The organism is Arthrobacter sp. NPDC093139 (assembly GCF_044754165.1).
GTDB lineage: Bacteria > Actinomycetota > Actinomycetes > Actinomycetales > Micrococcaceae > Arthrobacter.
On the sequence record NZ_JBIVOO010000001.1, the window covers coordinates 433,657 to 458,230 of the forward strand.

General features: G+C 66.1%; 20 protein-coding genes. 7 read left to right on the plus strand and 13 right to left on the minus strand.

The window, feature by feature from the left end; all coding sequences use genetic code 11:
* The first annotated feature begins 28 nt into the window (after positions 1–28).
* Together ACIP90_RS02195 and ACIP90_RS02200 are read left to right on the plus strand one after the other, a co-directional pair.
* Complete coding sequence (locus ACIP90_RS02195) at positions 29–727, plus strand: TetR family transcriptional regulator (RefSeq protein WP_400576389.1); 699 nt, start codon at positions 29–31, stop codon at positions 725–727.
* A 35-nt stretch (positions 728–762) separates the two neighbouring features.
* Positions 763–2,886: an acyl-CoA dehydrogenase gene (locus tag ACIP90_RS02200; RefSeq protein ID WP_400576392.1), complete on the plus strand. Its 2,124-nt coding sequence runs from the start codon at positions 763–765 to the stop codon at positions 2,884–2,886.
* Between the two features lie 74 nt (positions 2,887–2,960).
* Here the strand turns inward: ACIP90_RS02200 and glgA are convergent, their stop codons facing one another.
* Positions 2,961–4,157: a glycogen synthase gene (gene glgA / locus ACIP90_RS02205; RefSeq protein ID WP_400576395.1), complete on the minus strand. Its 1,197-nt coding sequence runs from the start codon at positions 4,155–4,157 to the stop codon at positions 2,961–2,963.
* A 100-nt stretch (positions 4,158–4,257) separates the two neighbouring features.
* Between glgA and glgC the strand changes: the two genes are divergently transcribed.
* Both glgC and ACIP90_RS02215 read left to right on the plus strand, forming a co-directional pair.
* The gene (glgC, locus tag ACIP90_RS02210; protein ID WP_400576398.1) at positions 4,258–5,658 is read left to right on the plus strand and encodes a glucose-1-phosphate adenylyltransferase; all 1,401 of its coding nucleotides are present in this window, start codon (positions 4,258–4,260) and stop codon (positions 5,656–5,658) included.
* A gap of 83 nt (positions 5,659–5,741) precedes the next feature.
* Positions 5,742–7,193, plus strand: a complete 1,452-nt coding sequence (locus ACIP90_RS02215; protein WP_400576400.1) for an SDR family NAD(P)-dependent oxidoreductase — start codon at positions 5,742–5,744, stop codon at positions 7,191–7,193.
* 75 nt (positions 7,194–7,268) lie between these two features.
* On the opposite strand, the gene ACIP90_RS02220 is transcribed toward ACIP90_RS02215, so the two are convergent.
* The 3 genes from ACIP90_RS02220 to ACIP90_RS02230 form a co-directional block, all read right to left on the minus strand.
* A complete protein-coding gene (locus tag ACIP90_RS02220; RefSeq protein WP_400576403.1) occupies positions 7,269–8,120 on the minus strand; it encodes a transglutaminase N-terminal domain-containing protein in 852 nt (283 codons plus the stop codon).
* Positions 8,117–9,043: an alpha-E domain-containing protein gene (locus ACIP90_RS02225; RefSeq protein ID WP_400576406.1), complete on the minus strand. Its 927-nt coding sequence runs from the start codon at positions 9,041–9,043 to the stop codon at positions 8,117–8,119. Before ACIP90_RS02225 ends, ACIP90_RS02220 begins: the two co-directional genes overlap by 4 nt.
* Positions 9,044–9,115: 72 nt before the next feature.
* Entirely contained in the window at positions 9,116–10,675 is a 1,560-nt protein-coding gene (locus ACIP90_RS02230; RefSeq protein WP_400576409.1) for a circularly permuted type 2 ATP-grasp protein, read from the minus strand.
* A 187-nt stretch (positions 10,676–10,862) separates the two neighbouring features.
* Between ACIP90_RS02230 and ACIP90_RS02235 the strand changes: the two genes are divergently transcribed.
* Both ACIP90_RS02235 and pepN read left to right on the plus strand, forming a co-directional pair.
* Complete coding sequence (locus ACIP90_RS02235) at positions 10,863–11,894, plus strand: YeiH family protein (RefSeq protein ID WP_400576777.1); 1,032 nt, start codon at positions 10,863–10,865, stop codon at positions 11,892–11,894.
* Positions 11,895–11,898: 4 nt separating this feature from the next.
* The gene (pepN, locus tag ACIP90_RS02240) at positions 11,899–14,535 is read left to right on the plus strand and encodes an aminopeptidase N (protein WP_400576411.1); all 2,637 of its coding nucleotides are present in this window, start codon (positions 11,899–11,901) and stop codon (positions 14,533–14,535) included.
* On the opposite strand, the gene ACIP90_RS02245 is transcribed toward pepN, so the two are convergent.
* From ACIP90_RS02245 to ACIP90_RS02270, 6 genes are all read right to left on the minus strand, one after another.
* Positions 14,532–15,626, minus strand: coding sequence for a biotin/lipoate A/B protein ligase family protein (locus ACIP90_RS02245; RefSeq protein WP_400576414.1), 1,095 nt, complete (start codon positions 15,624–15,626; stop codon positions 14,532–14,534). The two genes, pepN and ACIP90_RS02245, sit on opposite strands and share 4 nt — an antisense overlap.
* 82 nt (positions 15,627–15,708) lie before the next feature.
* The gene (locus tag ACIP90_RS02250) at positions 15,709–15,966 is read right to left on the minus strand and encodes a type B 50S ribosomal protein L31 (protein ID WP_028267311.1); all 258 of its coding nucleotides are present in this window, start codon (positions 15,964–15,966) and stop codon (positions 15,709–15,711) included.
* 190 nt (positions 15,967–16,156) lie between these two features.
* A complete protein-coding gene (locus ACIP90_RS02255; protein ID WP_400576417.1) occupies positions 16,157–18,202 on the minus strand; it encodes an EAL domain-containing protein in 2,046 nt (681 codons plus the stop codon).
* A 135-nt stretch (positions 18,203–18,337) separates the two neighbouring features.
* A complete protein-coding gene (locus ACIP90_RS02260) occupies positions 18,338–19,147 on the minus strand; it encodes a TrmH family RNA methyltransferase (RefSeq protein ID WP_400576420.1) in 810 nt (269 codons plus the stop codon).
* A 7-nt stretch (positions 19,148–19,154) separates the two neighbouring features.
* Positions 19,155–19,940, minus strand: coding sequence for a sulfite exporter TauE/SafE family protein (locus ACIP90_RS02265; protein WP_400576423.1), 786 nt, complete (start codon positions 19,938–19,940; stop codon positions 19,155–19,157).
* A 17-nt stretch (positions 19,941–19,957) separates the two neighbouring features.
* The gene (locus ACIP90_RS02270) at positions 19,958–20,743 is read right to left on the minus strand and encodes an ABC transporter ATP-binding protein (RefSeq protein WP_400576426.1); all 786 of its coding nucleotides are present in this window, start codon (positions 20,741–20,743) and stop codon (positions 19,958–19,960) included.
* Positions 20,744–20,902: 159 nt separating this feature from the next.
* On the opposite strand from ACIP90_RS02270, the gene serB reads away from it, so the two are divergent.
* On the plus strand, positions 20,903–21,808 hold the full coding sequence (serB, locus tag ACIP90_RS02275; protein WP_400576429.1) for a phosphoserine phosphatase SerB: 906 nt from the start codon (positions 20,903–20,905) through the stop codon (positions 21,806–21,808).
* Positions 21,809–21,843: 35 nt separating this feature from the next.
* On the opposite strand, the gene ACIP90_RS02280 is transcribed toward serB, so the two are convergent.
* The 3 genes from ACIP90_RS02280 to fabG form a co-directional block, all read right to left on the minus strand.
* Positions 21,844–22,689: a VOC family protein gene (locus ACIP90_RS02280; protein ID WP_400576431.1), complete on the minus strand. Its 846-nt coding sequence runs from the start codon at positions 22,687–22,689 to the stop codon at positions 21,844–21,846.
* Positions 22,690–22,809: 120 nt separating this feature from the next.
* Positions 22,810–23,562, minus strand: a complete 753-nt coding sequence (locus ACIP90_RS02285) for an SDR family oxidoreductase (RefSeq protein WP_400576434.1) — start codon at positions 23,560–23,562, stop codon at positions 22,810–22,812.
* Positions 23,563–23,713: 151 nt separating this feature from the next.
* A complete protein-coding gene (fabG, locus tag ACIP90_RS02290; protein ID WP_400576436.1) occupies positions 23,714–24,439 on the minus strand; it encodes a 3-oxoacyl-ACP reductase FabG in 726 nt (241 codons plus the stop codon).
* Positions 24,440–24,574: the final 135 nt, after the last annotated feature.

A 24,574-nucleotide genomic window follows, 5' to 3' on the forward strand; every position in this document is an offset into this window, starting at 1 on the left:
ACTCAGCGTACCTGATACGCTGGGTATCGTGAACATCGAACCGCCTCCTGGAGATTCCGAGGCCGCGCCCGCCACCCCCGATGGCCGTGCCTCCCGCTGGCAGTCCCACCGCGAGGAGCGGCGACGGGAACTCATCAAGTCCGCCCGGCGAGCAGTCCACACCCTCGGCAGCGATGCCTCGATGGAGGAGATCGCAGCCGCTGCCGGAACATCGAAGTCTGTTTTCTACCGGTACTTCGGAGACAAAGCAGGGCTTCAGCAGGCTGTGGGCGAAGTGGTGCTCAGCCAGATGCAGCGGCGCATGCAGGAAGCTGTAGAGACGGCCCAGACTCCGCGCGAAGGCCTCTTTGCCATGGTGTCCGCGTACCTCCAGATGGCCGAAACAAGCCCGAACGTCTACACGTTCGTGACGCGCTACCCTGCTGCCGAGCAGGACGGTGGCCAGACCACCATCGCCACGGCAGGGGCGCTGGGCCATTTCTTCGACTCCATCGCGGACATGATCGCCCGGCCAATGCGCACCCATCTCGGCGCCGGCAAGGAGTCGGTCATCGGTTACTGGCCCACCGCCGCCATTGGGCTGGTCCGCAATGCCGGGGAACGCTGGCTGGCCAGCCCGGACTCCCCTGCAAAGCCTGACCACGAAGCCATGGCCCGCCAGATTACGGCGTGGCTGTGTGTTGGCATCGCCCCCGAACTCGCCGACGCCCAAGAACCCGTTCAGTAAACCCTCGAATTGTCCGAACCAACGAAGGAATCGACATGACTGAAGTAGCGGACCGCCGCAGCGGCGCATCCTTCCGCCCCGCACCGGCGGGCACTGCCACGAGCGCCAGTGCCGGCGGCAGGATCCCGACGTCACCGCCCGCCGTCGACGTGGCCGCACTGGGCGAGCAGATGCTCGGCAAGTGGGCGGACGTCCGGCGCCAGGCCCGTGAACTGGCCGCCCGCCCTGAACTGCATAAGACCGAGGGCCTCACCCACACAGAACACCGGAGGCGCACATTCGGCCAGCTCCGCTATCTGGTGGACCACGGCGCCGTCCACCGCGCCTTCCCGGCCGCGCTCGGAGGGTCCGACGACCACGGCGCCAACATTGCAGGCTTCGAGGAACTGGTTACCGCCGACCCGTCTCTACAGATCAAGGCGGGCGTGCAGTGGGGCCTTTTCGGTTCCGCCGTGCTGCATCTGGGCACCGAGGAGCATCACCAGAGATGGCTGCCCGGGATCATGAACCTGGACATCCCCGGCTGCTTCGCCATGACGGAGACGGGGCACGGCTCGGATGTGGCAAGTATCGCCACCACCGCCACCTACGACGCCGGCACCCAGGAATTCGTGATCAACACGCCATTCCGGGCGGCCTGGAAGGATTACATCGGCAATGCCGCCATTGACGGCCTGGGAGCAGTCGTGTTCGCCCAGCTGGTCACCCGCGGCGTGAACCACGGGGTGCACGCCTTCTATATGGATCTCCGTGACCCCGTCACGAAGGAGTTCCTGCCCGGAATCGGCGGCGAGGACGACGGCATCAAAGGCGGCCTAAATGGCATCGATAACGGCCGCCTGCACTTCAGCAACGTCCGCATCCCACGGACCAACCTCCTGAACCGCTACGGGGACGTGGACGCCGAGGGCAATTACAGTTCCCCCATCGCCAGCCCCGGCCGTCGCTTCTTCACAATGCTCGGCACTCTCGTCCAAGGCCGTGTGAGCCTCGACGGCGCCGCGGTAGCCGCCTCCAAACTCGCTCTGAAGACGGCTATCACCTACGCCATGGAACGCCGGCAATTCAACGCCTCATCACCCACCGAGGAGGAAGTGCTCCTCGACTACCAGCGGCACCAGCGCCGGCTCTTCACCCGCCTGGCAACCACCTACGCCGCCGCGTTCGCCCACGAGCAGCTGCTGCAGAAGCTGGACGACGTCTTCTCCGGCGCCCACGACACGGACGAGGACCGCCAGGATCTGGAAACCTTGGCCGCGGCGCTGAAGCCGCTCAGCACCTGGCACGCCCTCGACACCCTGCAGGAAAGCCGTGAGGCATGCGGCGGGGCCGGATTCCTGATCGAGAACCGCTTCGCCTCGCTGCGGGCCGACCTCGACGTCTACGTCACGTTCGAAGGGGACAACACCGTCCTGCTGCAGCTCGTGGCCAAGCGGCTGCTTGCCGACTACGCCAAGGAATTCCGCAGCGTCAATTTCGGTGTTCTGGCCCGCTACGTGGTCAACCAGGCGGCCGGCACCGCTGTCCACCGCACCGGCCTGCGGGGAGTCGCGCAGTTCGTGGCGGATACGGGGCTGCCGCAAAAGGCCGCCATCGCACTCCGGGACGAGGAAAGCCAGCGTGCCCTGCTCACCGACCGCGTCCAGAGCATGGTCGCAGAGGCGGGCACCGCCCTCAGGGGAGCCAGCAAGCTGCCCCAAAAGGAAGCCGCCGCAATCTTCAACCGGCACCAGAACGAGCTGATCGACGCCGCACAGGCCCACGCCGAGCTCCTGCAGTGGGAGGCCTTCACTGACGCCCTCACGCATTGCACGGATGCGGGAACCAGGACCGTGCTCACGTGGCTCAGGGACCTGTTCGGTCTGTCCCTGATCGAGAAGAACCTGTCCTGGTACCTGATGAACGGCCGGCTGTCGATGCAGCGGGCACGGACGGTGGGCGGATACATCAACCGGCTGCTTGTGAAGCTCCGGCCGCACGCCCTCGACCTGGTTGACGCCTTCGGTTACGGCCCGGACCACCTGCGCGCAGCGATTGCCACCGGAGCCGAGAAAGTCCGGCAGGACGAAGCACGGGAGTTCTATCGTGCCCAGCGCGCCAGCGGCAGCGCGCCGGTGGACGAAAAGTCGGTGCTCGTCCGGAAGGCCCGGTCTTCCTGATCTGCGGTTAAAGCCCGACGGCGGCGTTCCCACCTGAAGGGAGCGCCGCCGTCGGGCTTTTTACTGCTCTGGAACTACTTCAGGACGGAACGGTAGACGTCGAGGGTGGTCTCGGTGATGGACTCCCACGAGAAATGCTCCTCGGCCCTGCGCCTTCCGGCCTCACCCATGGCGCGCGCGCGTTCCGGATCAGAGACGACTTCGGTCAGGGCCGCGGCGAACTCACTGACGAACTTCTCCGGATCCAGCGGAGTGCCCGTGCCGTCTGTGACCTGTTCGATGTCAACCAGCAGCCCGGTCTCGCCATGCTGCACAACTTCGGGGATTCCGCCGGTCGCGCTGGCCACGACTGCAGCGCCGCAGGCCATGGCTTCCAGGTTCACGATGCCGAGGGGCTCGTAGATGGACGGGCATGCAAAAGCCGTGGCGTGGCTCAGGACCTGGATGAGTTCGTTGCGGGGAAGCATCCGCTCGATGAGCACCACACCGCTGCGCTGGCTTTGAAGTTCCTCGATCAGCCGCGCAGTTTCCGCGGCAAGTTCGGGGGTGTCCGCTGCACCGAGGCACAGCACGAGCTGCACGTCGGCGGGGAGCTTTGCTGCAGCGCGCAGGAGGTACGGAACACCCTTCTGCCTGGTGTTGCGGCCGACGAATACCACACTGGGCAGGTCCGGATCGATGCCGAGGGCACGGACGGCGTCGTGGTCCTCATCCCGGTTCCACAGGCTGACGTCGATGCCGTTGTGGACTACCTTGACCTTGGCGGGATCGACGTCCGGGTAGCTGCGCAGAATGTCCTGGCGCATGCCCTCGGAGACGGCAATGATGGCGGCCGCGGCCTCATAGGCGGTCTTCTCCACCCAGGAGGAGAGGGCGTAGCCGCCGCCGAGCTGTTCGGCCTTCCACGGGCGCAGCGGCTCCAGGCTGTGTGCGCTCAGCACATGGGGGATGCCGTGCAGCAATGCTGCCAGGTGTCCGGCCATGTTGGCGTACCAGGTGTGCGAATGCACAAGATCGGCGCCCTGAATGTCCGGGACGATGCGCAGGTCTACGCCAAGCGTCTGGACGGCGGCATTCGCGGAGCCAAGATCCTCGGGCACGGAGTAGGAGGTCACGTTCGCCCCGTGGTAGTCGGCGTCCCGGGGCGCACCGAAGGCACGCACCTCCAGATCGACGTGCTGGGCCAGGACCCGGCTCAGCTCGGCTACATGGACGCCCGCGCCACCATAAATCTCCGGCGGGAATTCTTTAGTCACAATGTCTATTCGCACGGTACCCAAGGTAGTCGTTACGGTTGAACTGTTCTAGTGTGAAGGAGTCCGGGCGTGCCGGACTTTTGGGGAATATACGAAGGCGTACAGGAGCGACCACATGCCGTTGAATAAGAAAGTCCTGGCTATTGTCCTCGCCGGCGGCGAGGGAAACCGTCTCATGCCATTGACGGCAGACAGGGCTAAACCCGGCGTGCCCTTCGCCGGAAGCTATCGGCTGATCGACTTCGCGCTGTCCAACCTGGTGAATTCCCGCTACCTGCAGATCGTGGTCCTCACGCAGTACAAGTCCCACAGCCTGGACCGCCACATCTCCGAAACCTGGCGGATGTCCACGCAGCTCGGCAACTACGTCGCCTCCGTCCCTGCACAGCAGCGCGTGGGCAAGAGCTGGTTCCTGGGCAGCGCGAATGCCATCTATCAGTCGCTGAACCTGATCCACGACGCCAACCCGGACATCGTCGTCGTCGTCGGCGCGGACCACGTCTACCGCATGGACTTCGCCCAGATGGTGGAGCAGCACGTACTGAGCGGCGCGAAGGCAACAGTCGCCGCCGTCCGCCAGCCCCTGAACATGGCCAACCAGTTCGGCGTCATCGAAGTGGACCCCGAAGACCCGCAGAAGATCGCGGCGTTCGTCGAAAAGCCGGCCTCGACTCCCGGCCTGGCGGCCGACCCCACCCAGTTCCTGGCCTCCATGGGCAACTACGTTTTTGACGCCGACGCCCTTGTGGATGCCCTGCACGTCGACGCCGAACGCCTCGACACGAAGCACGACATGGGCGGCGACATCATTCCTTACTTCGTCAACCAGGGTGAGGCCGGGGTCTACGACTTCACGCTCAACGACATCCCGGGATCCACCGAACGGGACCGCACCTACTGGCGCGACGTCGGCACGATCGACTCCTTCTACGACGCCCACATGGACCTGATCTCCCCGCTTCCGGTGTTCAACCTGTACAACTCCGAATGGCCGATCTACACGCGCCAGAGCATCGCTCCGCCCGCCAAGTTCGTCCGCGGCACCAACAACACTGTGGGAACAGCCCTCGACTCGATCGTCGCCGCCGGCGTGGTCATCTCGGGCGGCATCGTGGAAGGCTCGGTCCTGTCCAACGACGTCTACGTGAAAACGGCAAGCCGCGTGGTGGATTCTGTGCTGATGGACAAGGTCCAGGTCGGCGAGGGCGCCGTGGTGCGCCGGGCCATCATCGACAAGAACGTCAAGGTTCCCGCCGGCGCCGCGATCGGTCTGGACCCGGAGCTGGACCGCGCCCGAGGCTTCAAGGTCACGGATTCCGGCATCACCGTGCTCTCCAAGGGGCAGGCTGTACCCGAGCCCGACGAGGCCGAGCGGAAGCTTTCGGCGGCCAACCTGCACCTGGTGCCCAACGCCGTAAAGGCCGCGACGGAAAACTACCCCGAGGTCCGCAATTCCGTGAACCATGCAGGTCAGGCCCAGGCCGCTGCCGTCACATCTGACTCTTCCTCGAGGTAGCCGCCCGTCACCATCTTCGCTGGGCGGTTGTCCCGGCAACCTTGAGGCGGGCCCGAGCCTCAACAGGCTGTAAAATCAGACCAATGAGCTCCTCCGATCTGACGCCTGAAGAGATTCAGGCCTGCCTCAAGGTTCTAAACACCATCCACGCCTATGACGAGGAGCACCCTGACTACGTCTCGGTGCGCCGTGCCACCGGCAAGATGTTCAAAGCAGTCAAGCGGCACCGCCGGGTCACCAAGCGTGACCTCATCGCCGAGGCTGACCGCGCAGTCATCGCCCAGACCGCCACGGCTGCGCCGGACCGGATCGACGACGAGACGCGGGGCAACAAGCTGGCGCCGTCGGCTACCGGCAAAGTGGCCGGCCACCTGATCAGGTCCCGGCCCTGCTACATCTGCAAGCGCCACTACACGCAGGTGGATGCCTTCTACCACCAGCTCTGTCCTGAGTGTGCGGCCTTCAGCCACACCAAACGGGACGCCCGGACCGACCTCACCGGTCGCCGGGCCCTGCTTACCGGCGGCCGTGCCAAGATCGGCATGTACATCGCGCTCCGCCTGCTCCGCGACGGCGCCCACACCACCATCACCACGCGCTTCCCCAAGGACGCCGCGCGCCGTTTTGCTGCCATGGAGGACAGTGCGGACTGGCTGCACCGGCTCAAGATCGTGGGCATCGACCTGCGTGACCCGTCCCAGGTCATGGCGCTCACGGATTCCCTGAACGCGGCCGGACCTCTCGATATCATCATCAACAACGCGGCCCAGACCGTCCGCCGGTCCGGCAACGCTTACAAACCACTGGTGGACGCCGAGGACGAGCCCCTGCCGGTTGCCTTGGAGGCGGCGAACGGCGGCCCGGAGCTGGTCACCTTCGGGCATGCCCACGACAAGCACCCGCTCGCGATTGCCAGCAGCGTCACGGAACACCCGGTCCTCGCCGGAGACGCCATCACGTCACTGGCCTTGTCCACCGGTTCCGCGTCCCTGGAACGCATCGCGTCCGGCACTGCCATCGACGCAGGCGGCCTCGTCCCAGACCTCGCCACGATCAACAGCTGGACGCAGGTGGTTGACGAGGTAGATCCCCTGGAGATGCTCGAGGTGCAGCTGTGCAACGTCACCGCCCCCTTCCTGCTCGTCAGCAGGCTGCGGGACGCGATGAAGCGCTCCACCGCACGCCGGAAGTACATCGTCAATGTCTCCGCCATGGAGGGCCAGTTCTCCCGCGCATACAAGGGTCCCGGCCACCCGCACACGAACATGGCCAAGGCCGCCCTGAACATGATGACGCGCACCAGCGCCCAGGAGATGCTGGACACGGACGGCATCCTCATGACTGCGGTGGACACCGGCTGGATCACGGACGAACGGCCGCACTACACCAAAGTCCGCCTCATGGAGGAAGGCTTCCATGCCCCGCTCGACCTCGTGGACGGCGCGGCCAGGGTCTATGACCCCATCGTCATGGGCGAGAACGGCGAGGACCAGTACGGCGTCTTCCTCAAGGACTACAAGCCCAGCCCCTGGTAGGCGCACAACGCAGCGGAGCCGGGAAGTCACCCCCGCGAATAAGTGATCCGGCGAGGCGCAGAACGCCGCGTCGCGCTACGCGAGCCGCGTGATTTCCACGCTTACGCTGAGCGTGGAGCCGCCCCCGCCGGACAGGATGCCCTTGAGCGGAGGGACATCGCGATAGTCGCGGCCGCGGGCCACGGTCACGTGGAAATCCCCGGCCGGTTTGTGGTTCGTGGGGTCCCAGCTGCGCCATGCGCCGTCCCACCATTCCAGCCACGCGTGGGACTGGCCGGCAACGGACTCGCCGATGTCCGCCGTCGACCGCGGGTGAAGGTACCCCGACACGTACCTGGCAGGGATCCCGCAGCTGCGCAGCGCGCCGATGGCCAGGTGGGCAAGGTCCTGGCAGACGCCCTGCCTCTGGCTCCAGGCCTGCTCGGCATTGGTGGTGACGCCCGTGGTGCCCTTCATGTAGGTCATCTCGCCGCGCATCCACTCAAAGATTGCCATGGCGGCCTCGTGCGGGTTCTTTCCCGCTACGACGCCGGGAATGATGTCCAAGACCTCCTCGCCCGGGCCAGTGAGCTGGGACTGCGGAACCCAGTCGCTGAACTGGTTGAGGCGCTCCGGTGAGGCCAGGACGTCCCAGCCGACGATGTCCGCTTCCGACGGAACGCGGTCAAGCCGGTGTACCTCGACGGTGGTGGTGGACAGTACCTCCAGGTGTTCATGGGGCATCTGCATGTCGAACGCGGTGACCCGGGTGCCCCAGTAGTCGCGGTAGCTGCTCACGGCCGCCTGCGACGGGGAAACCTTCATCGAGGACTCCAGCACCACCTGCTGCGGGTCCGTCAGCGGCGTCATGCGGGCCTCGTTGTAGGAGAGGGTCACCCGCTTGTTGTACTTGTAGCCGGTCTTGTGGATGATGCTTAGCCGGGTCATGAAACTTCTCCCACCCAGGCCAGTTCGTCCGCCTGATTGAAGTACTTACGGGAAATGGCATCCGAAGCCTGCGAGACAGCCTTCTGCACGCGCTCCATGTGCTCCGGGAGCTCTGACATGAGGTCGTCGGTGCGGTGGAACTCGAGGAAGGTGCGGGCCTGGCCCACGATCCGGCGGGCATCGTTGATGAAGCCGACGCGCTGGGCCGAGGGGTCCAGCTTGGCCAGGCAGTCGTCGGCGTCCCGCAGGGCATAGACGATGGAGCGTGGAAAGAGCCGGTCCAACAGCAGGAACTCTGCGGCATGCCGGTCCCCGAATGCGGCGCGGCGTGTGCGCAGGAAGGACTCGTAGGCGCCGGCGCAGCGCAGCATGTTCACCCAGGACATGCCTGCGGAGAGGACGTCGCGGGTGGATAGCATGCGGGCCGTCATGTCGGCCCGCTCCAGGGACCGGCCGAGGGCAAGGAACAGCCAGCTGTCGTCGTGGCTGACGGTCGTGTCCGCCAGGCCGCTGACCATCGCGGTGCGTTCCAGCACCCAGTGGCAGAACCGGTAGGTGCCCACGACGTCCTTGCGGTGCTGGTTCAGGCCGTAGTACGTCGTGTTCAGGCTTTCCCACAGGCCGGACGAAACGGTCTCACGGGCGCGGCGGGCGTTCTCACGGGCGGCCCCGAGCGATCCGGCGATCGACGTGGCGCTGTGCTTGTCGTACGCGAGGGCGTGCAGGAGCTCCTCAAGGCCGAAGTCCTCGCTCTGCGGGCGCGCCCCCATGACGGCGAGCAGTTCGCGGGCGACGCTGCGCCGCTCCTCCGTGGGCAGGTGGTTCAGGCGCTCGAGGTGGACGTCCAGGATGCGGGCTGTTCCGTCGGCCCGTTCAACGTAGCGGCCGATCCAGAAAAGGGACTCGGCGATTCGGCTAAGCATGTGCGGTGACCTCCTGCGCGAGCGTCGTGAAGAAAAGAGACGTGATGACAAAAGTGCAGCGGGCGTGTGGCGTCACTGCTGCTGCTCCGACTGGCGGTCCCGCCAGTTGCTCTCCACCGGCCAGACGGACACGCGTTCGCGGACCGTGACCGTCTGCCGCGGCACCTGTTCCACCGGGACTTGCGGGGAATCCGCCAGCACCCAGGTGTCCTTGGAGCCGCCGCCCTGGCTGGAGTTCACGATCAGTGAACCTTCCTTCAGTGCGACGCGCGTGAGGCCGCCGGGGAGAACCCAGACGTCGTCGCCGTCGTTGACGGCGAACGGCCGGAGGTCCACGTGGCGCGGACCGAACTTGTCCCCGCTGAGCGTGGGCACCGTGGACAGCTGCAGGACAGGCTGGGCGATCCAGCCGCGGGGATCCGCGATGACGCGCTTGCGGAGGGCCTCCAGTTCTTCCTTGGAGGCGTCCGGACCGATCACCAGGCCCTTGCCGCCGGAGCCGTCCACCGGTTTCACCACGAGTTCGTCGAGGCGGTCCAGGACGTGCTCGCGCGCTTCCTGCTCCTCCAGGCGGAAGGTGTCCACGTTGGCGATCACGGGCTCTTCGCCGAGGTAGTAGCGGATGAGGTCGGGAACGTAGCTGTAGACCAGCTTGTCGTCGGCCACGCCGTTGCCCACTGCATTGGCGATGGTAACGCCGCCCGCCCTGGCGGCGTTGACGAGGCCTGGGCAGCCGAGCATGGAGTCCGAGCGGAACTGCAGCGGGTCCAGGAACTCATCGTCAATCCGCTTGTAGATGACGTCCACACGCTGCTCGCCGGCAGTGGTCCGCATGTAGACACGGTTGCCGCGGCAGATCAGGTCGCGGCCTTCCACCAGCTCGACGCCCATCAGGCCGGCGAGAAGGGTGTGCTCGAAGTATGCACTGTTGAAGACGCCCGGCGTCAGGACAACCACGGTGGGATCGTCCACGCCGGAGGGCGCAGTCTTGCGCAGGGCAGAAAGCAGACGGCGCGGGTATTCCTCAACGGGCCGGATGAGCTGGGAGCCGAACGCTTCTGGAAGGCCCTTGGCCATGGCACGCCGGTTCTCCAGGACGTAGCTGACACCGGACGGAACGCGCACGTTGTCCTCGAGGACCCGGAACGTTCCGGCGGCGTCGCGGACGACGTCGATGCCCGAGATGTGCACGCGGACGCCTCCGGCAGGTTCGAAGCCGTGCACGGCCCGGTGGAAGTGGGCACTGGTGGTGACGAGCTGGCGTGGTATCACGCCGTCTGACACAACCGTCATCTTGTCGTAAACGTCGCTGAGGAACGCCTCCAGGGCCCGGACGCGCTGGGCCACGCCGCGTTCAAGTACGTCCCACTCCTGGGCGGGGATCACCCGGGGGACGATGTCCAGCGGAAAGGGGCGCTCCTCCCCCGCAAAGTCAAAGGTCACGCCGCGGTCCAGGAACGTCCGCGCCATCGAGTCCGCACGTGCACTGACGTCAGCCAGGGACAGCTCACGGAGGGCACCGGCGACCTGCCCGTAGGACTTACGGGCGGTCTGCCCCGGGGCAAACATCTCGTCATAGGCGCCGGTGCGGCCGGCAGCCTCGGAGTAATCCTGGAATAGGTCAGACGACATGGTCACAAGCCAACCACCTTTTTGTTGCAAATTCATTTCCGTACCGGGTCCTGGCGTGTTGACGGGTACGTCCGGTTGGTCTTTTGCCTCCGCCGTCCGGCATGGTTAGGACGTGCCAGACTTCCCATTCCCGACGCCGAGGCTACTGCGGTTTCGCAGGGAGGCGCACCAGCACTTTACCCGGAATCTGCCCGGCCTGCTGACGGCAGTGGTTGCACTGGCTCTTGCCTTCACCGTCCATGCTGCCGTTCCGGCCCTTCCTGCCATGACACTGGCCGTGGTGCTCGGCCTGCTGGCCGCCAACCTTCCGTTTACGGCGGCGTGGTCTGCAGGCCGCGCCAGGCCCGGCCTCGATTTCGCCGGGAAGCACCTGATGCGCGGCGGCATCGTGCTCCTCGGGCTGAAGGTCGGCATCGCGGACGTACTCGGCCTGGGCTGGACGTCCCTGCTGCTGATTGCGGCCGTCGTTCTGGCAAGCTTTGCGGGCACCTACGGCATATCGCGGCTCTTCCAGCTGCCACGGGAAGCCTCACTGCTGATAGCCACCGGCTTTTCCATCTGCGGCGCCTCCGCCATCGGTGCGATGGCCGCCGTGAAGCGGATCCGGCACCCGGATACTGTTCTGCCGGTGGCACTCGTCACCCTCTGCGGCACGCTGGCCATCGGTGTCATGCCGCTCCTGGTCCATCCGCTCAGTCTCAGCGCTGAAGTCTTCGGCGCCTGGACCGGCGCCTCGGTCCACGACGTCGGCCAGGTGGTTGCCACAGCGCAGACCGCGGGGACGGCGGCGCTGGGAATCGCCGTCGTGGTCAAGCTGACGCGGGTCATTCTGCTCGCCCCGATGGTGGCCGCAGCGGGGGTACAGCAGCGCATCGCGTCGCTGCGCCGCGCCCGCCGAGAAGGGAACGCCGGTGATGGCTCCCTCCGGGAGACAGCACTCCCGGCACCGGAGGCGTTGCCGCCCGTGGTGCCGCTGTTCGTCGTCGGGTTTGTGGCGATGGTGGCGCTTCGCTCCACAGGGTGGCTTGCCGAAGGCTGGCTTGAGGCCGCCGCCGGGCTGCAGGACATCCTGCTGGGGGCCGCCCTGTTCGGGCTGGGGTCCGCGGTGCGCATCCACACCCTCCTGCGTACCGGATTACGTGCCGTGACGGCCGCGCTGGCGGCCTGGCTGCTGATCGGCGTCCTCGGGCTGGCCGCCGCCATCCTCATGGTTCAATAGCGGGGTGTCGAATGAGAACCTCCAACGCGCCGAAGCGGCAGCGCGGTCGGTCCTGATCACGACCCGCGCGTACGACGTCCGGCTGGACGTGCGCGGTGCGCCGGATCAGGAAGTCAGCGGCTACACCAGCCGGAGCACCATCACGTTCTCCGCCGGCGAACCCGGATCATCGGCCTTCCTGGACTTCATAGGACACGTGGAGGGCGTGGTCCTCAACGGCACACCGCTGCCGGTGGCAGAGATCGTGGACGGCGCCCGGATCCGGCTCGACAACCTGCGGGCGGAAAACACCGTGACCGTCACAGCCACCGCACTCTACAGCCGTTCCGGCGAGGGCATGCACCGGTTCATCGATCCGGCGGACGGCCAGTGCTACCTCTACACGCAGTACGAGCCCGCCGACGCGCGCCGCGTGTTCGCCAATTTCGAACAGCCGGACCTGAAGGCCTCCTTCACCTTCCACGTCATCGCACCGGCCGGCTGGCATGTCGCGTCCAATGGAGCCGAGGCCGCCTGCACGCCCGTGGACGGGGATCCGGACGCGTGCCAGTGGGACTTCGTTCCCACGCCGCCGATGTCCACGTACATCACCACCGTCCTGGCGGGCCCCTACTTCAAGGCGCAGGACCTGTGGGAGGGGACGCTCGACGACGGTACCCGGCTTGAGGTGCCGCTGGCGCTTTACTGCCGGGCGTCCATGGCGGAATCCTTCGACACCCCCGAGCTTTTCAAGCTCACCAAACAGGGGCTGGAGTTCTTCAACGGGCTCTTTGACTACCCGTACCCGTGGGGAAAATACGATCAGGCCTTCGTCCCGGAATACAACCTGGGCGCCATGGAGAACCCTGGGCTGGTCACCTTCACGGAGAACTACGTCTTCACCTCCCGGGCTACGGACTCCCAGTACCAAGGCCGCGCGAACACGCTGATGCACGAGATGGCCCACATGTGGTTCGGCGACCTGGTAACCATGCAGTGGTGGGATGACCTGTGGCTCAAGGAGTCCTTCGCGGACTACATGGGCACCCTCGGTGTGGACCGGGCCACCGGCTGGGACACGGCATGGACCAACTTCGCCAACAACAGGAAGGCCTGGGCCTACGTCCAGGACCAGTTGCCCACCACCCACCCGATCGTGGCGGACATCCCGGACCTTGAGGCGGCCAAGCAGAACTTCGACGGCATCACCTACGCCAAGGGCGCCTCGGTCCTGAAGCAGCTTGTGGCATACGTCGGCTTTGACGCCTTCATCGCGGGGTCGCGGCAGTACTTCCGGGAGCACGAATACGGCAACACCACGCTGGCGGACCTTCTCGCAGCGCTCAGCCGGGCGTCCGGCCGGGATCTGACAGTATGGGCCCGGCAGTGGCTGCAGACGTCCGGGATCTCCACGCTCAGCGCCGAACTGGACACTGCCGAAGGAACAGCAGGCCACCCCGTGCTGGCCCACGTCAAACTGCTGCAGGACGCCCCGGACCCCGCGACCGGCACCGTGGAACTGCGGCCGCACCGCCTGCGGATCGGCCTGTACAACTTCGATTCCGCCGGGATGCTGGTCCGTACCGATGCTGTGGAGACGGACCTGTCCGGAGCCGAGGAGGCGGTCCCGGAGCTGGCGGGCAAGGCCCGGCCGGCGCTGCTGCTGGTCAATGATGAAGACTTCAGCTACGCCAAGGTCCGCCTCGATCCCGCCTCCGAGGCCACCGTGCGCGCCTCGCTGGACCGGATCGTGGACCCCATGGCCCGGGCTTTGTGTTGGAGCGCGCTCTGGAATTCTGCCCGTGACGCACTCACTCCCGCATCCCGCTACGTGGACGCCGTGCAGCGGTTCGCCCCTGCCGAGACCGGTATCGGCGTGCTGCTGAATGTCTTGGGGAACGCCTCGACAGCGCTGGAACATTACGTCCCCGCAGCCGACCGCGGCGCCCTTCGGGAAGCGTTCGCCGCCGCCGCGGCCCGTGAACTGCAGGGCGCTGCGCCCGGCTCGGACCAGCAGCTTGCATGGGCCCGGACGCTGGCAACACTCACCCGCACAGACGGCAGCCAGGTGCCCCTGGTCCGCGGCCTGCTGGACGGCAGTGCCGTGGTCCCCGGGCTGGCGGTAGACGCCGAGCTGCGGTGGAGCCTCTGGCACGCCCTCGCCGCCCACGGGCTGGCCAGCGAAGCCGAGCTGGACGCCGAGGTCGCCAGGGACAACACGGCATCCGGACGTGCCGGCCACGCCACGGCGCTCGCGGCCCGGCCCTCGGCTGCCGTCAAGGCGGCTGCCTGGGATGCCGCGGTGCACGGCTCAGAGCTGTCCAACCAGTTGCTCAGTGCCACCATCGCGGGCTTCAACACTGCCTCAGCCGAATTGCTGGACCCTTTTGTGGAACCGTACTTCGAGTGCTTGGAGACGGTCTGGGCCGAGCGGAGCATCGAGATCGCGAGCCGGATTGTGCGCGGCCTCTATCCGGGCACCCAGGATCTGCTCCCGGGTGCCGGTTCCCCTGATGACCATCCGGTCATCGTGCGGAGTGACGCATGGCTGGCCGCCCGTCAGGACGCGCCGCGGGCACTGCGGCGGATCATCATCGAGCAGCGGAGCCACCTGCATCGTGCCCTGACTGCCCAGGCACGGCAGGACACAGCGAGGACTTAGGGCACCCGGTGCAGCCACTCCTCCGTGCCGAACTTGACGGCCACCCGCTCACGGGCCGTCTCCAGTTCCGCCGCGCTGATCTCCGACGGCGTGGCACCGTAGCGCCCGGAGAAGACGTCCATCATGGCGGCGACGATGTCGGTGCGGGCCAGCCCGGTCTGGCGCCGCAGCGGATCCACCCGTTTCTTGGCGCTGGTGGTTCCTTTGTCCGACAGTTTCTCCTTGCCGATGCGCAGCACTTCCACCATCTTGTCCGCGTCGATGTCGTAGCTCATGGTGACGTGGTGCAGCATCCCGCCGTTGGCGAGCCGCTTCTGGGCGGCTCCGCCAATTTTGCCCTGGTCCGTGGCGATGTCGTTGAGGGGTACGTAGAACGCATTGATGCCCAGCTGTTTCAGGGCCGCCATGGCCCACGCGTCCAGGAAGGCGTATGAGTCGGCGAAGCTGACGCCGTCCACCAGGGTCTGGGGCAGGTACAGCGAGTACGTGATGCAGTTGCCCGCTTCCATGAACATCGCTCCCCCGCCGCTGATCCGGCGGACCACGGTGATTCCGTGCTTGGCCACACCGGCGGGATCCACCTCGTTGCGGTAGGACTGGAAGCTGCCGATGATCGCCGAGGGCTCCTCCCAGTCCCAGAAGCGTATGGTCGGATTGCGGCGGCCGGCGCCGACTTCCTCCGTGAGGACCTCGTCCAGCGCCACGTTCAGATGGGTGGGCAGCACCGTCGGCGCAATGACGTTCCAATGGTGGTCGGACCAGGCCGTTGCCTTGGACAGCGCCCTGCGCGTCGCGACCGCGACAGCGTCCGCAGAGAATCCGAACATCACCGCATGCGGAGGCAGGGACGCCTCCACGGCTGCGGCGATCTCTACGGCCGTCGAGCTTTCCGGGAGGCCTTCCAGCGCTGCGTTGATGTCCAGCAGCGCCTCATCGGGCTCGAGGAAGAAGTCGCCGCTGACGGAGACACCGGTGAAGGCGCCGTCGGCAATGTCCAGGTCCACGACCACGAGCTTGCCGCCCGGTACCTTGTACTCCCCGTGAAGGCGCGGGGCACCGCCGTCGTCTGCGGAAAACTGCGTGGCCGTCATGGCTTCCATCCTGCCCCAGAATCGCAAAAAGCCCGCACCGTTGCCGGTGCGGGCTTTCCATAGAACCTTGGGGAGAAGTGGATTACTTCTTGCCGCCGAAGCCCTTGAAGCGAGCGTTGAAGCGCTCGACGCGGCCTGCAGAGTCCATGATGCGCTGCTTGCCCGTGTAGAACGGGTGGGACTCGGAGGAGATTTCGACGTCGATGACCGGGTAGGTGTTGCCGTCTTCCCACTCGATGGTCTTCTTGGAGGACACAGTGGACTTGGTCAGGAACTTGACGCCGGAAGCCAGGTCGTTGAATACAACAGCTTCGTACTTCGGGTGGATATCAGACTTCATAATGGGACCTTTGTTCGCAGCGCTGGATTTTGCCAGCTGCCAGGTATGAATGGGATGGCCGCTGTCTGCATTACAAGCAAGCTGAAAACGCAGGGCAGCCAGCTATCAATCATAGTGCATGAGCCGCGGCCTGACGAACCCGGTGCCGGCTGCGGTGACGGCTTTCCGGCCGGTCCCTGCCCGCGGGGTCCTAGGGATTCCGGTAGAACGCCTCATCCAGTCCTTCGTTGTCCTGCGCCGGGTCCTCCAGGTACCGGTCCAGAATGCCGCTCCGGGCCTCCAAGGCCAGCGGCTGTTCGTTCGGCCGCCCCAAAAGATACCCCTGACCGGCCACGACGGGCCGTGGCAGCGCGGCGGAAAAGCGCGGCTGCAGGAGTGCGCTGAGCATGCCGGGTGTTTCGATACCCTCTGCGACGATCCACCCTCCGGCTTCCTGGATGAAGGTGATGGCGGCGGACACCGTGGCCATCGACGACGGATCAACTCCCAGGCGGGCCACGACCTCCCCGTCAATTTTAATGATGTCGAACCTCACCAGCCTGAGCGCGTGCAGGCCCGCGTTGCTTCGCCCCATGTCATCCAGGGCAAGGCGGAAGCCCAGGTTCTGGGCCTGCCGGAGCGTACGGATCGGTTCGGCGTGGTGCAGGGCAGCCTGCTCCGTCACCTCAAGGACCACGTCCCCGGGTTCCAAGCCTGCCACTGCGAGATCGGAAACTAGGCCGCCGAGGTCGAAGCTGTGGAGTGCAGCCGGGTGGACATTGAGGAACAACAACCCCTCCCACTGTCGGCTGCCCACGGACGCCAGCACGGCAGCCCGGGCCCGGGCGTCCAGCGCGGCTGCGATGCCGAGCCGTTCGGCAAGGTCGAAGGCCTCCTGCGGTCCGTTGATCCGGGAGCCTTCCGGCAGCCGCATCAGGGCTTCGTGGGCGAGCACCACGCCCCGGTGGAGGTCCCAGATCGGCTGAAATGCGACCGTGAGAGGCCTACCGTCACCCGACATGAGGGTGGCCAGCTCGTCAATTTTCTCGGCGCTGACGGTGTGGCCTTCCGCCATGGACCCGAAGGTGACTGTCCGACGCCGCCCAAGGCGCTTTGCTTCGTAGAGGGCAGCATCGCTGCGCTCCCAGAGCTCCTGCAGGCTGACCGGGTCCGCGGCCTCGCTGGCGGCGATGCCGGCACTGAACGTCGCCCCCGGGAAACGGCGGGCCAGCGCGGCGCGAACCCGTTCGAGCGCCGCGGTTGCCTGATCTTCGTCGCTCCCGGGCAGTATGACCGCGAACTCGTCCCCGCCGAGCCGAAACGGCACGTCATGGTCAGCGAGCTCGATGAAGGCGGATGCAAGGCCCCTCAGGATACGGTCCCCGTGGCTGTGCCCAAGCCGGTCGTTATGCTGCTTGAATCCGTCCAGGTCCAGCAGGGCCAGTGTCACCACCCGGTACTTCCCGTCCGCCAGCCGGGCCTCCAGTGATGGCTGGAACGGCCGCCGTCCCGAGAGCCCTGTCAGCGGATCCGCATCCGCCTGCTGCTGTGCCCTCAGGTGGAGGCGCTGCAGGGACCGTCCGCCGAGCACGTAGGACAACGGCGTGGCGATCATAATCCCGATCAGCAGCCCAAGGAGCTTGTTCGGGCCAATATCCCTCAGGAGCCTGGAAATGACCTCTGCCTCCTGGGCGACTACCAGGACCAGGAGCCCGTCCGCGGTGGATACGGGGACGAGGAATTCGTACCTGGTCACACCCGTTCCGCCTCGATCCGTCTCAGTTTTGACGGTCGTCATGCCGGTGGAGAGCACCTCGCTCAGGTGCTCTCCACCGGCCTCCTCCAAGGCGCCGCGGTCGGCCTTGCTGTCGCTGCTGGCCAGCAGCCTGCCGTCGGCGTTGAACAAGCCAACGTAGACGGTCCCGTTGTGGCGCTTCACATGGGAGAGCTGGTGTGCAATCGCTTCCGAACGTTCCGCGGGTCCGGTCGTATCTGCCAGGACGTCCTCGAGACCTGCAGCGAGCAGCTCGTAGTCCTGCCGGGATTCCTCCAGCGCCCGGTCAATGACCTGCTGCCGGGCGAGTGCGAATTCCATCACGCCGCCGATGAGCATGGCGGCGGACACCGCGAAAGTCCAGCGGGCCACGAAGGACAGGCCCGTCCACCGGGGACCCGCCTGCTTGCCGCGGCGCGGCCGGCCCGAAGGCCGGAGGCCGCGGTCAGCACCCGTCCGCCAGTGGTGATGGTGATGTTCCACAACGCCCCCCGCCCCAAGGAATAGGGACACCTTACCTGCGAAACGGGGAACCGGCTAGGAGTCTGGCGGCCGTCGCCGTTGGGCCAAGGCCACGACAACAACTGCCGCCACATGTGGAGGCAGGCCTTCGGGGCTTCACCCCCGGGGCCGAAGCTCCCAGAAGGCGACGGCACTGGCGGCCGCGACGTTCAGGGAATCCACTCCAGTGCGCATGGGAATCTTTACGGCCAGGTCGACCGCGGCGAGGGTGTCTGCGCTCATGCCGGCGCCTTCGGTCCCCAGTACCAGCGCCAGCCGGTCCAGGTTCCGGGCGGCAACGATATCGAGGTCCACGGCATCCGCGGTCAGCTCCATGGCCGCCACAGTGAAGCCCTCATCCTTGAGTGACATGAGGTCCTGGGGCCAGCTCTGCAGCCGCGCCCACGGCACCTGGAACACCGTGCCCATGCTCACACGGACACTGCGCCGATACAGCGGATCCCCGCAGCGGGGAGACACCAGGACGGCGTCCACGTCCAGTGCCGCCGCGGAACGGAAGATCGCCCCGACATTGGTGTGGTCCACAATGTCTTCCAGCACGGCTACCCGCCGCGCGCCGGCAAGCAGTTCCTGCAGCGGAACGGGAGCCGGGCGGTGCATGGCTGCCATGGCACCCCGGTGCAGGTGGAAGCCGGTGATTTCCTCGAGCAGCGCAGAACTGCCGACATATGCGGGAACGTCGGGGTACTGCTCGAAGATGTCGGCAAGGTCCTCGAGCCATTTCTCCGCCAGGAAAAACGAGCGGGGCCGGTGGCCCGCGGCGAGTGCCCGCCGGAGCACACGGGAGGATTCTGCAATGTACATACCCTCGGCCGGCTCCCGGACTTTGCGCAGGTGGACATCCGTCAGCTGCGTGTAGTCCGAGACGCGCGGGTCGTGGGCGGATTCGAGATAGTGGAAAGTCACCGCCCGATTATTTCAGCAGATTCGCGATCATGAAGCCCAGCGCAACGAGGCCGAGGGTGAAGATGACGCCCCGCAGGACTGGCGGCGAGAGCCTGCGGCCCACCTTGGATCCGATGACTCCGCCGATGAGCGAGCTGACGGCGATGATGGCCACTACGAGCCAGTCGATCCGGTCGACGGCGAAAAGCACGTAGGACGTTGCCGCGATCAGATTGACCCCCAGTACCAGGATGTTCTTCATCGCGTTGGCGTTCTGGATGGTCCCGGTCATGAAAACGCCAAGGATGCCGACCAGCAGAATTCCCTGGGCGGCGACAAAATAACCGCCATAGACGCCCGCCAGGTATACAAGCACCAGGAGGACGACGCCGTGGTGCTTGTCCCGCAGGGCATGTTCGGGATTCTCTTCCCTGTTGCGCACCCAGGCCTGCAGGCGGGGCTGGAAGACCACCATCAACAGAGCCAGGACGATCAGGGCCGGAGCCGCGTAGTGGAAGACCTCTTCAGGCAGGTGCAGCAGCAGCCATGCGCCGGAAATGCCGCCCAGGAGCGAGGCCGGGAGCAGCCTCAGCAGCTGGCGTCCCCGGCCGGAGAGTTCGCGGCGGTAGCCCCAGGCCCCGGCTGCGCCGCCTGCCACGAGGCCCATGGCATTGCTCATGGATGCCGTCACCGGCGCCAGGCCCAGGGCTATCAGCACCGGGAAGGTGACCAGGGTGCCCGAGCCGACAACGCTGTTGATGGTGCCGGCCCAGAGCCCGGCAAAAAACACCAGGATGCCGCTAAGAAACTCCACGTGCGCCGCCCGCCCCGTTAGCGGCGGGCAGTAGCGGTGTAGCGTCCGGCGTTGACGGTAACATCCAGCGGCAGACCGAAGGTCTCGCTCAGGTTGTCCGACGTGAGCACCTCGTCGACAGGTCCGGCAGCCACGACGCCGCCGTCACGCATGAGCATGGCGTGGGTGAAGCCGGGGGGAACTTCTTCAAGGTGGTGCGTGACGAGCACGATGGCAGGGGCAGCCTCGTCGCGGGCCAGTTCGCTGAGGCGGTGCACCAGATCCTCGCGTCCGCCCAGGTCCAGGCCTGCGGCGGGCTCATCCAGCAGCAGCAGTTCAGGGTCCGTCATGAGCGCACGGGCGATCTGGACGCGCTTGCGCTCCCCTTCGGACAATGAGGCGAAGGGCCGGTTCAGCAGCGGGCCCATTCCCCAGTCGTTCAGGAGGGCGAACGCGCGGCGTTCGTCGTCCTTCTCGTAGCCTTCGCGCCAGCGGCCGGTGACTCCGTAGGCTGCAGTGACGACAACATTGAGCACTTTCTCGTGCTCGGGGATCTGGGTGGCCAAGGCCGCGGAGGACAGGCCGATCCGGGGACGCAGTTCAAAGACATCCACGGTGCCAAGGATCTCCTCCAGGATGCCGGCCATGCCGCTCGTGGGGTGGAGCCTGGCGGCCGCGATCTGGAGCAGAGTGGTCTTGCCCGCGCCGTTGGGTCCGAGGATCACCCAGCGCTCGCCTTCGCTGACCTGCCAGTCGACCTTGCTCAGGAGCGTTTTCGCTCCGCGGACAACGCTGACGGCTGCCATTTCAAGAACATCACTCATAGGAGTAGACACTAGGACAAAACGGGGTGCGACTGATAACTGAAACGTCGTCCCCGGCCCTGTGCGGCGGGCCGCGAAATGAACCTGTGCGGTCGTGCCGCGAAATGCAGCCGCGACATAAATTCGGGCGCCACTCCGGTGCTGGCTAAGATTGAAGCCATGACTTCGAACGTGACTGCGGTCAGCTATGGCGTGAATTTGTCCCACTCGGAAGCGGAAAACCTCCGCTCCCTGCTGGTCGGTTCCGGGACGACTTTCGAAGCGGAGTCCCGCAGCGGCAACGACCGCTACGACGTCTGCACGGTTGAGTTTGCGTTGCCATCAGGGTCGGGCCCGGACATCACGGCTTTGCGCCACCGCATCGCCGCCGCGAAGGAGAGTCCGGAACGTGGCGGCGTCGATACGGCCATCGTGCCCGGGGAACTGCGCAAGGCTGACCGCAAGCTCCTCATCATGGACGTCGATTCAACGCTTATCCAAGAGGAAGTCATCGAACTCCTCGCGGCATATGCCGGCAAACGCGACGAAGTCACCGCCGTGACCGAGGCCGCCATGCGCGGGGAACTGGACTTCGCCCAGAGCCTCCATGCCAGGGTGGCGGTTCTCGCGGGGCTGCCGGCCGCCGTCGTCGATTCCGTCCGGACTGAAGTGACGCTCAGCGAGGGCGCAGCGGAACTTGTGGCGGCGTTCAAGGCAGCAGGCCATGTGGTTGCAGCGATATCCGGTGGCTTCAACCAGATCCTCCGCCCCATCGCCGAGGAACTGGGCCTGGACTACTGGATCGCGAATGAACTGGAAATCGTGGACGGCACCCTTACTGGCAAAGTGATCGGCGACGTGATCGACCGCGCAGCCAAGGAGAAGTACCTGCGCGAATGGTCAGCCGCCGAAGGCATTGCGATGGAGCACACCATTGCCGTGGGCGACGGCGCCAACGACCTGGACATGCTCGGCGCGGCGGGCATCGGTGTGGCATTCAATGCCAAGCCCGCCGTCCTGGCTGTAGCGGATGCGGCGATCAACATGCCGCACCTGGACGCAGTACGGCACATCGCCGGGGTCTGAGCGTTGCTTTAGCCGGTCGATTTCGCCGGATCGATTCAGCCGGAGGGCGGCGTGTACTGGCTTGCGGTGAACACCGCTCCCCCGGGATCCCGGATCAGGACCGTTCGTGCCCACTCAGTGTCATCCTGCCCCAGGATATGGGCGCCGAGGCGTTCTGCATCCATGGCCGCCTGGTCCCGGTCTGCGACGGTGAACGTCACGTGCCACCGCGGTTTCTCCCCGGCCTCCGCGTGTGCAAGCCACGCCACGGCGTCCTCGAATCCGCGGGGAACGGCGTCACCGGACTGGCGGACCCTGATGTTGGGGTCGACAGTAGCCTCCAGGTGGTCGCCATAACCGGGACAGCGGATCATCGTGCCGAAACCGAGGTCGTCGAACTGCCAATGAAACGCCTTTGCGTAGAAGGCGGCCGCTGCCTCCACGTCGGTTGTGTGGAGGTCGCTGAAGTTCCACCCGCCGGGCAGGTTGACCGCCTGGGCTCCGGGCCGTTCGCCTGCCTGCCAGATGCGGAATTCGGCGCCCTGAGGGTCCGCCAGCACCGCCTGCACGCCTCCTGAGCCCGCATCGGCAGGAGCGGATTTCAGTGTGGCGCCGATCGCCAGCAGGTGCCGCGCAGCAGCGTCCGCATCGTCAACGGCAACGTACGTGTGCCATGCGGGGACGCCGGTTCCCGGACCGGCGATTGCGCCGGCCTCCTGGCCGTCGAGTTTCGCTACGACGTACCTGCCGGTGGCGCCGGGCGGGGCAGCGTCCTCGAACTCCCATCCGAGAAGCCCGCCGTAGAACGCCATGGCGGCCTCCACGTCGGGCTGCTGGGTGTCGACCCAGCAGGGGACGCCTGGAGGATAGCTCCGTCGGATCACCTGTCGCTGCTGTTCCATGCCTACGACGTTAAGCGGCCCGGAGCTGTTGGGCAACGCCTTGGAGGCAGCCCCTTTTGGGGCGCCAGGTCTCCGGGCAGCGGACCGCCCGGAGACCTGTAAATTGCCAGCCCGCGTAGATTACCCGGCGTTCTTGCCGAAGTAGTCGGCGCCGCCGGCGTACTCCGTGTGGCCGGATTCGACGTCGGCGGTGGCCATTCCGGCGACCACTTCAGCGAACTCCTCGACCGAGTACAGCTTGCCGGCCTCCGCGCGGCGGGCTTCGATGGCGCCCGGGTTGGAGCGGTCCAGCAGGGTGGCCGTCACGGTGCCTTCGATCATGTCCCCGGACACGACGACCAGCGAGATGCCCTTCTCCGCCAGGTTCGGCAGCAGTTCACGCAGCGCGTCCTCGCCGGCGCGCTTGCTGCGGGCCACAGGCTCGTACTCCGGCATGGTGGGAACGGTGTTGATGAAGTGTGCCTGATGGCTGGTCACAAAGACCACGCGCGAACCCTCCTTCATGAGGGGCACAGCAGCATTGAGCATGTTGATCTGCGCGTCGCGGTTCAGCTTCAGGGCGTAGCCCTCCTCCATGCCCGACTCCATGCCGCCCGAGGCATTGAGCACCAGGACGTCAAGCGAGCCGAAGTTCTCCATGGCCGCACTTGCCAGCGCATGAACGCCCTCGTTGGTGGTGAGGTCGGCGCCGACAGCGACGGCACGGCCGCCCGCGGCCTCAATGCCGGCCACCACTTTGTTGGCGCGCGGCGCCTTCTGGCGGTAGTTTACGACGACGGCGGCACCCTCGCCGGCGAGGATCTTTGCCACTTCGGCGCCGATTCCCCGCGAGGATCCGGTCACGATGGCAGTCTTGTTGTCCAGCAGTCCCATACGAGCTCCCTTTGTTCGAAACGTCTAAATCGCTGTAGGTCTGCAGTCCATCATGCCAGCGCGCGCTGTCGATCCCCTTGTTTAACCCCAACAAAGAAGCCCCGGCCGGATAGTTCCGGAGGCGTGTGGCCGCCGCGTATCTGGCCGGCCGCTAGTGGCCCATTCCCAGGCCGCCGTCGACAGGGATAACGGCACCGGAGATGTAGGCGGCCTCGTCGCTGGAGACCCACCGCACAACGTTGGCCACCTCGGAGGCATCGGCGAACCGTCCGGCGGGGACCTTGGAGAGGTAGTCCTTCTGGGTTGCTTCGGACAGTTCCGCAGTCATGTCGGTGTTGATGAAGCCCGGGGCCACGACGTTCGCGGTGATGCCTCGGGACCCGAGTTCCCGGGTCAGGGACCGGGCGATGCCGACCAGGCCGGCCTTGGAGGCGGAGTAGTTGATCTGGCCCGGCGCACCGTAGAGGCCGGAGACAGAGGAGATGAGCACAACCCTGCCCTTGCGCAGCCGGATCATGCCCTTGGAAGCGCGCTTGATCACACGGAAAGCACCGGTGAGGTTTGTGTCGATCACGGAGGTGAAGTCGTCCTCGCTCATGCGCAGCAGAAGCATGTCCTTGGTGATGCCGGCGTTGGCCACCAGCACTTCGACAGGACCGTGGGCGGCTTCGACCTCGGCGAATGCGGCGTCCACCGACGCTTCGTCCGTCACATCCGCTTTGACCCCCAGGATGCCGTCAGGCAGCTTTGACTCGCTCCGGAACGTCACAGCCACTTTGTCCCCGTTGGCCAGAAAGGCCTCGGCGATGGCGAGGCCGATGCCGCGGTTTCCGCCGGTGATGAGGACGCTGCGGGCCTGGGTGGCTGCTTCAGACATAAGTGCTCCGGATTCTGCGGAGCATGGCTCCGCTATGGTGGCAGGGATTTTTGACTGCCTCCGATCTTAGCGCCCGTTTGGGCGGCTCCCCCGGATGGTGAGAGAATTTAGGTAAGCCATTGGAGCGTGATTAGA

Excerpts from the sequence above, each read along its gene's own strand:
- ACIP90_RS02200 (WP_400576392.1), top strand. The coding sequence starts at position 763 with ATGACTGAAGTAGCGGACCGCCGCAGCGGCGCATCCTTCCGCCCCGCA.
- glgC (WP_400576398.1), top strand. The coding sequence starts at position 4,258 with ATGCCGTTGAATAAGAAAGTCCTGGCTATTGTCCTCGCCGGCGGCGAG.
- ACIP90_RS02215 (WP_400576400.1), top strand. The coding sequence starts at position 5,742 with ATGAGCTCCTCCGATCTGACGCCTGAAGAGATTCAGGCCTGCCTCAAG.
- ACIP90_RS02220 (WP_400576403.1), bottom strand. The coding sequence starts at position 8,120 with ATGACCCGGCTAAGCATCATCCACAAGACCGGCTACAAGTACAACAAG.
- ACIP90_RS02225 (WP_400576406.1), bottom strand. The coding sequence starts at position 9,043 with ATGCTTAGCCGAATCGCCGAGTCCCTTTTCTGGATCGGCCGCTACGTT.
- ACIP90_RS02230 (WP_400576409.1), bottom strand. The coding sequence starts at position 10,675 with ATGTCGTCTGACCTATTCCAGGATTACTCCGAGGCTGCCGGCCGCACC.
- ACIP90_RS02245 (WP_400576414.1), bottom strand. The coding sequence starts at position 15,626 with ATGACGGCCACGCAGTTTTCCGCAGACGACGGCGGTGCCCCGCGCCTT.
- ACIP90_RS02250 (WP_028267311.1), bottom strand. The coding sequence starts at position 15,966 with ATGAAGTCTGATATCCACCCGAAGTACGAAGCTGTTGTATTCAACGAC.
- ACIP90_RS02270 (WP_400576426.1), bottom strand. The coding sequence starts at position 20,743 with ATGAGTGATGTTCTTGAAATGGCAGCCGTCAGCGTTGTCCGCGGAGCG.
- serB (WP_400576429.1), top strand. The coding sequence starts at position 20,903 with ATGACTTCGAACGTGACTGCGGTCAGCTATGGCGTGAATTTGTCCCAC.
- ACIP90_RS02280 (WP_400576431.1), bottom strand. The coding sequence starts at position 22,689 with ATGGAACAGCAGCGACAGGTGATCCGACGGAGCTATCCTCCAGGCGTC.
- ACIP90_RS02285 (WP_400576434.1), bottom strand. The coding sequence starts at position 23,562 with ATGGGACTGCTGGACAACAAGACTGCCATCGTGACCGGATCCTCGCGG.
- fabG (WP_400576436.1), bottom strand. The coding sequence starts at position 24,439 with ATGTCTGAAGCAGCCACCCAGGCCCGCAGCGTCCTCATCACCGGCGGA.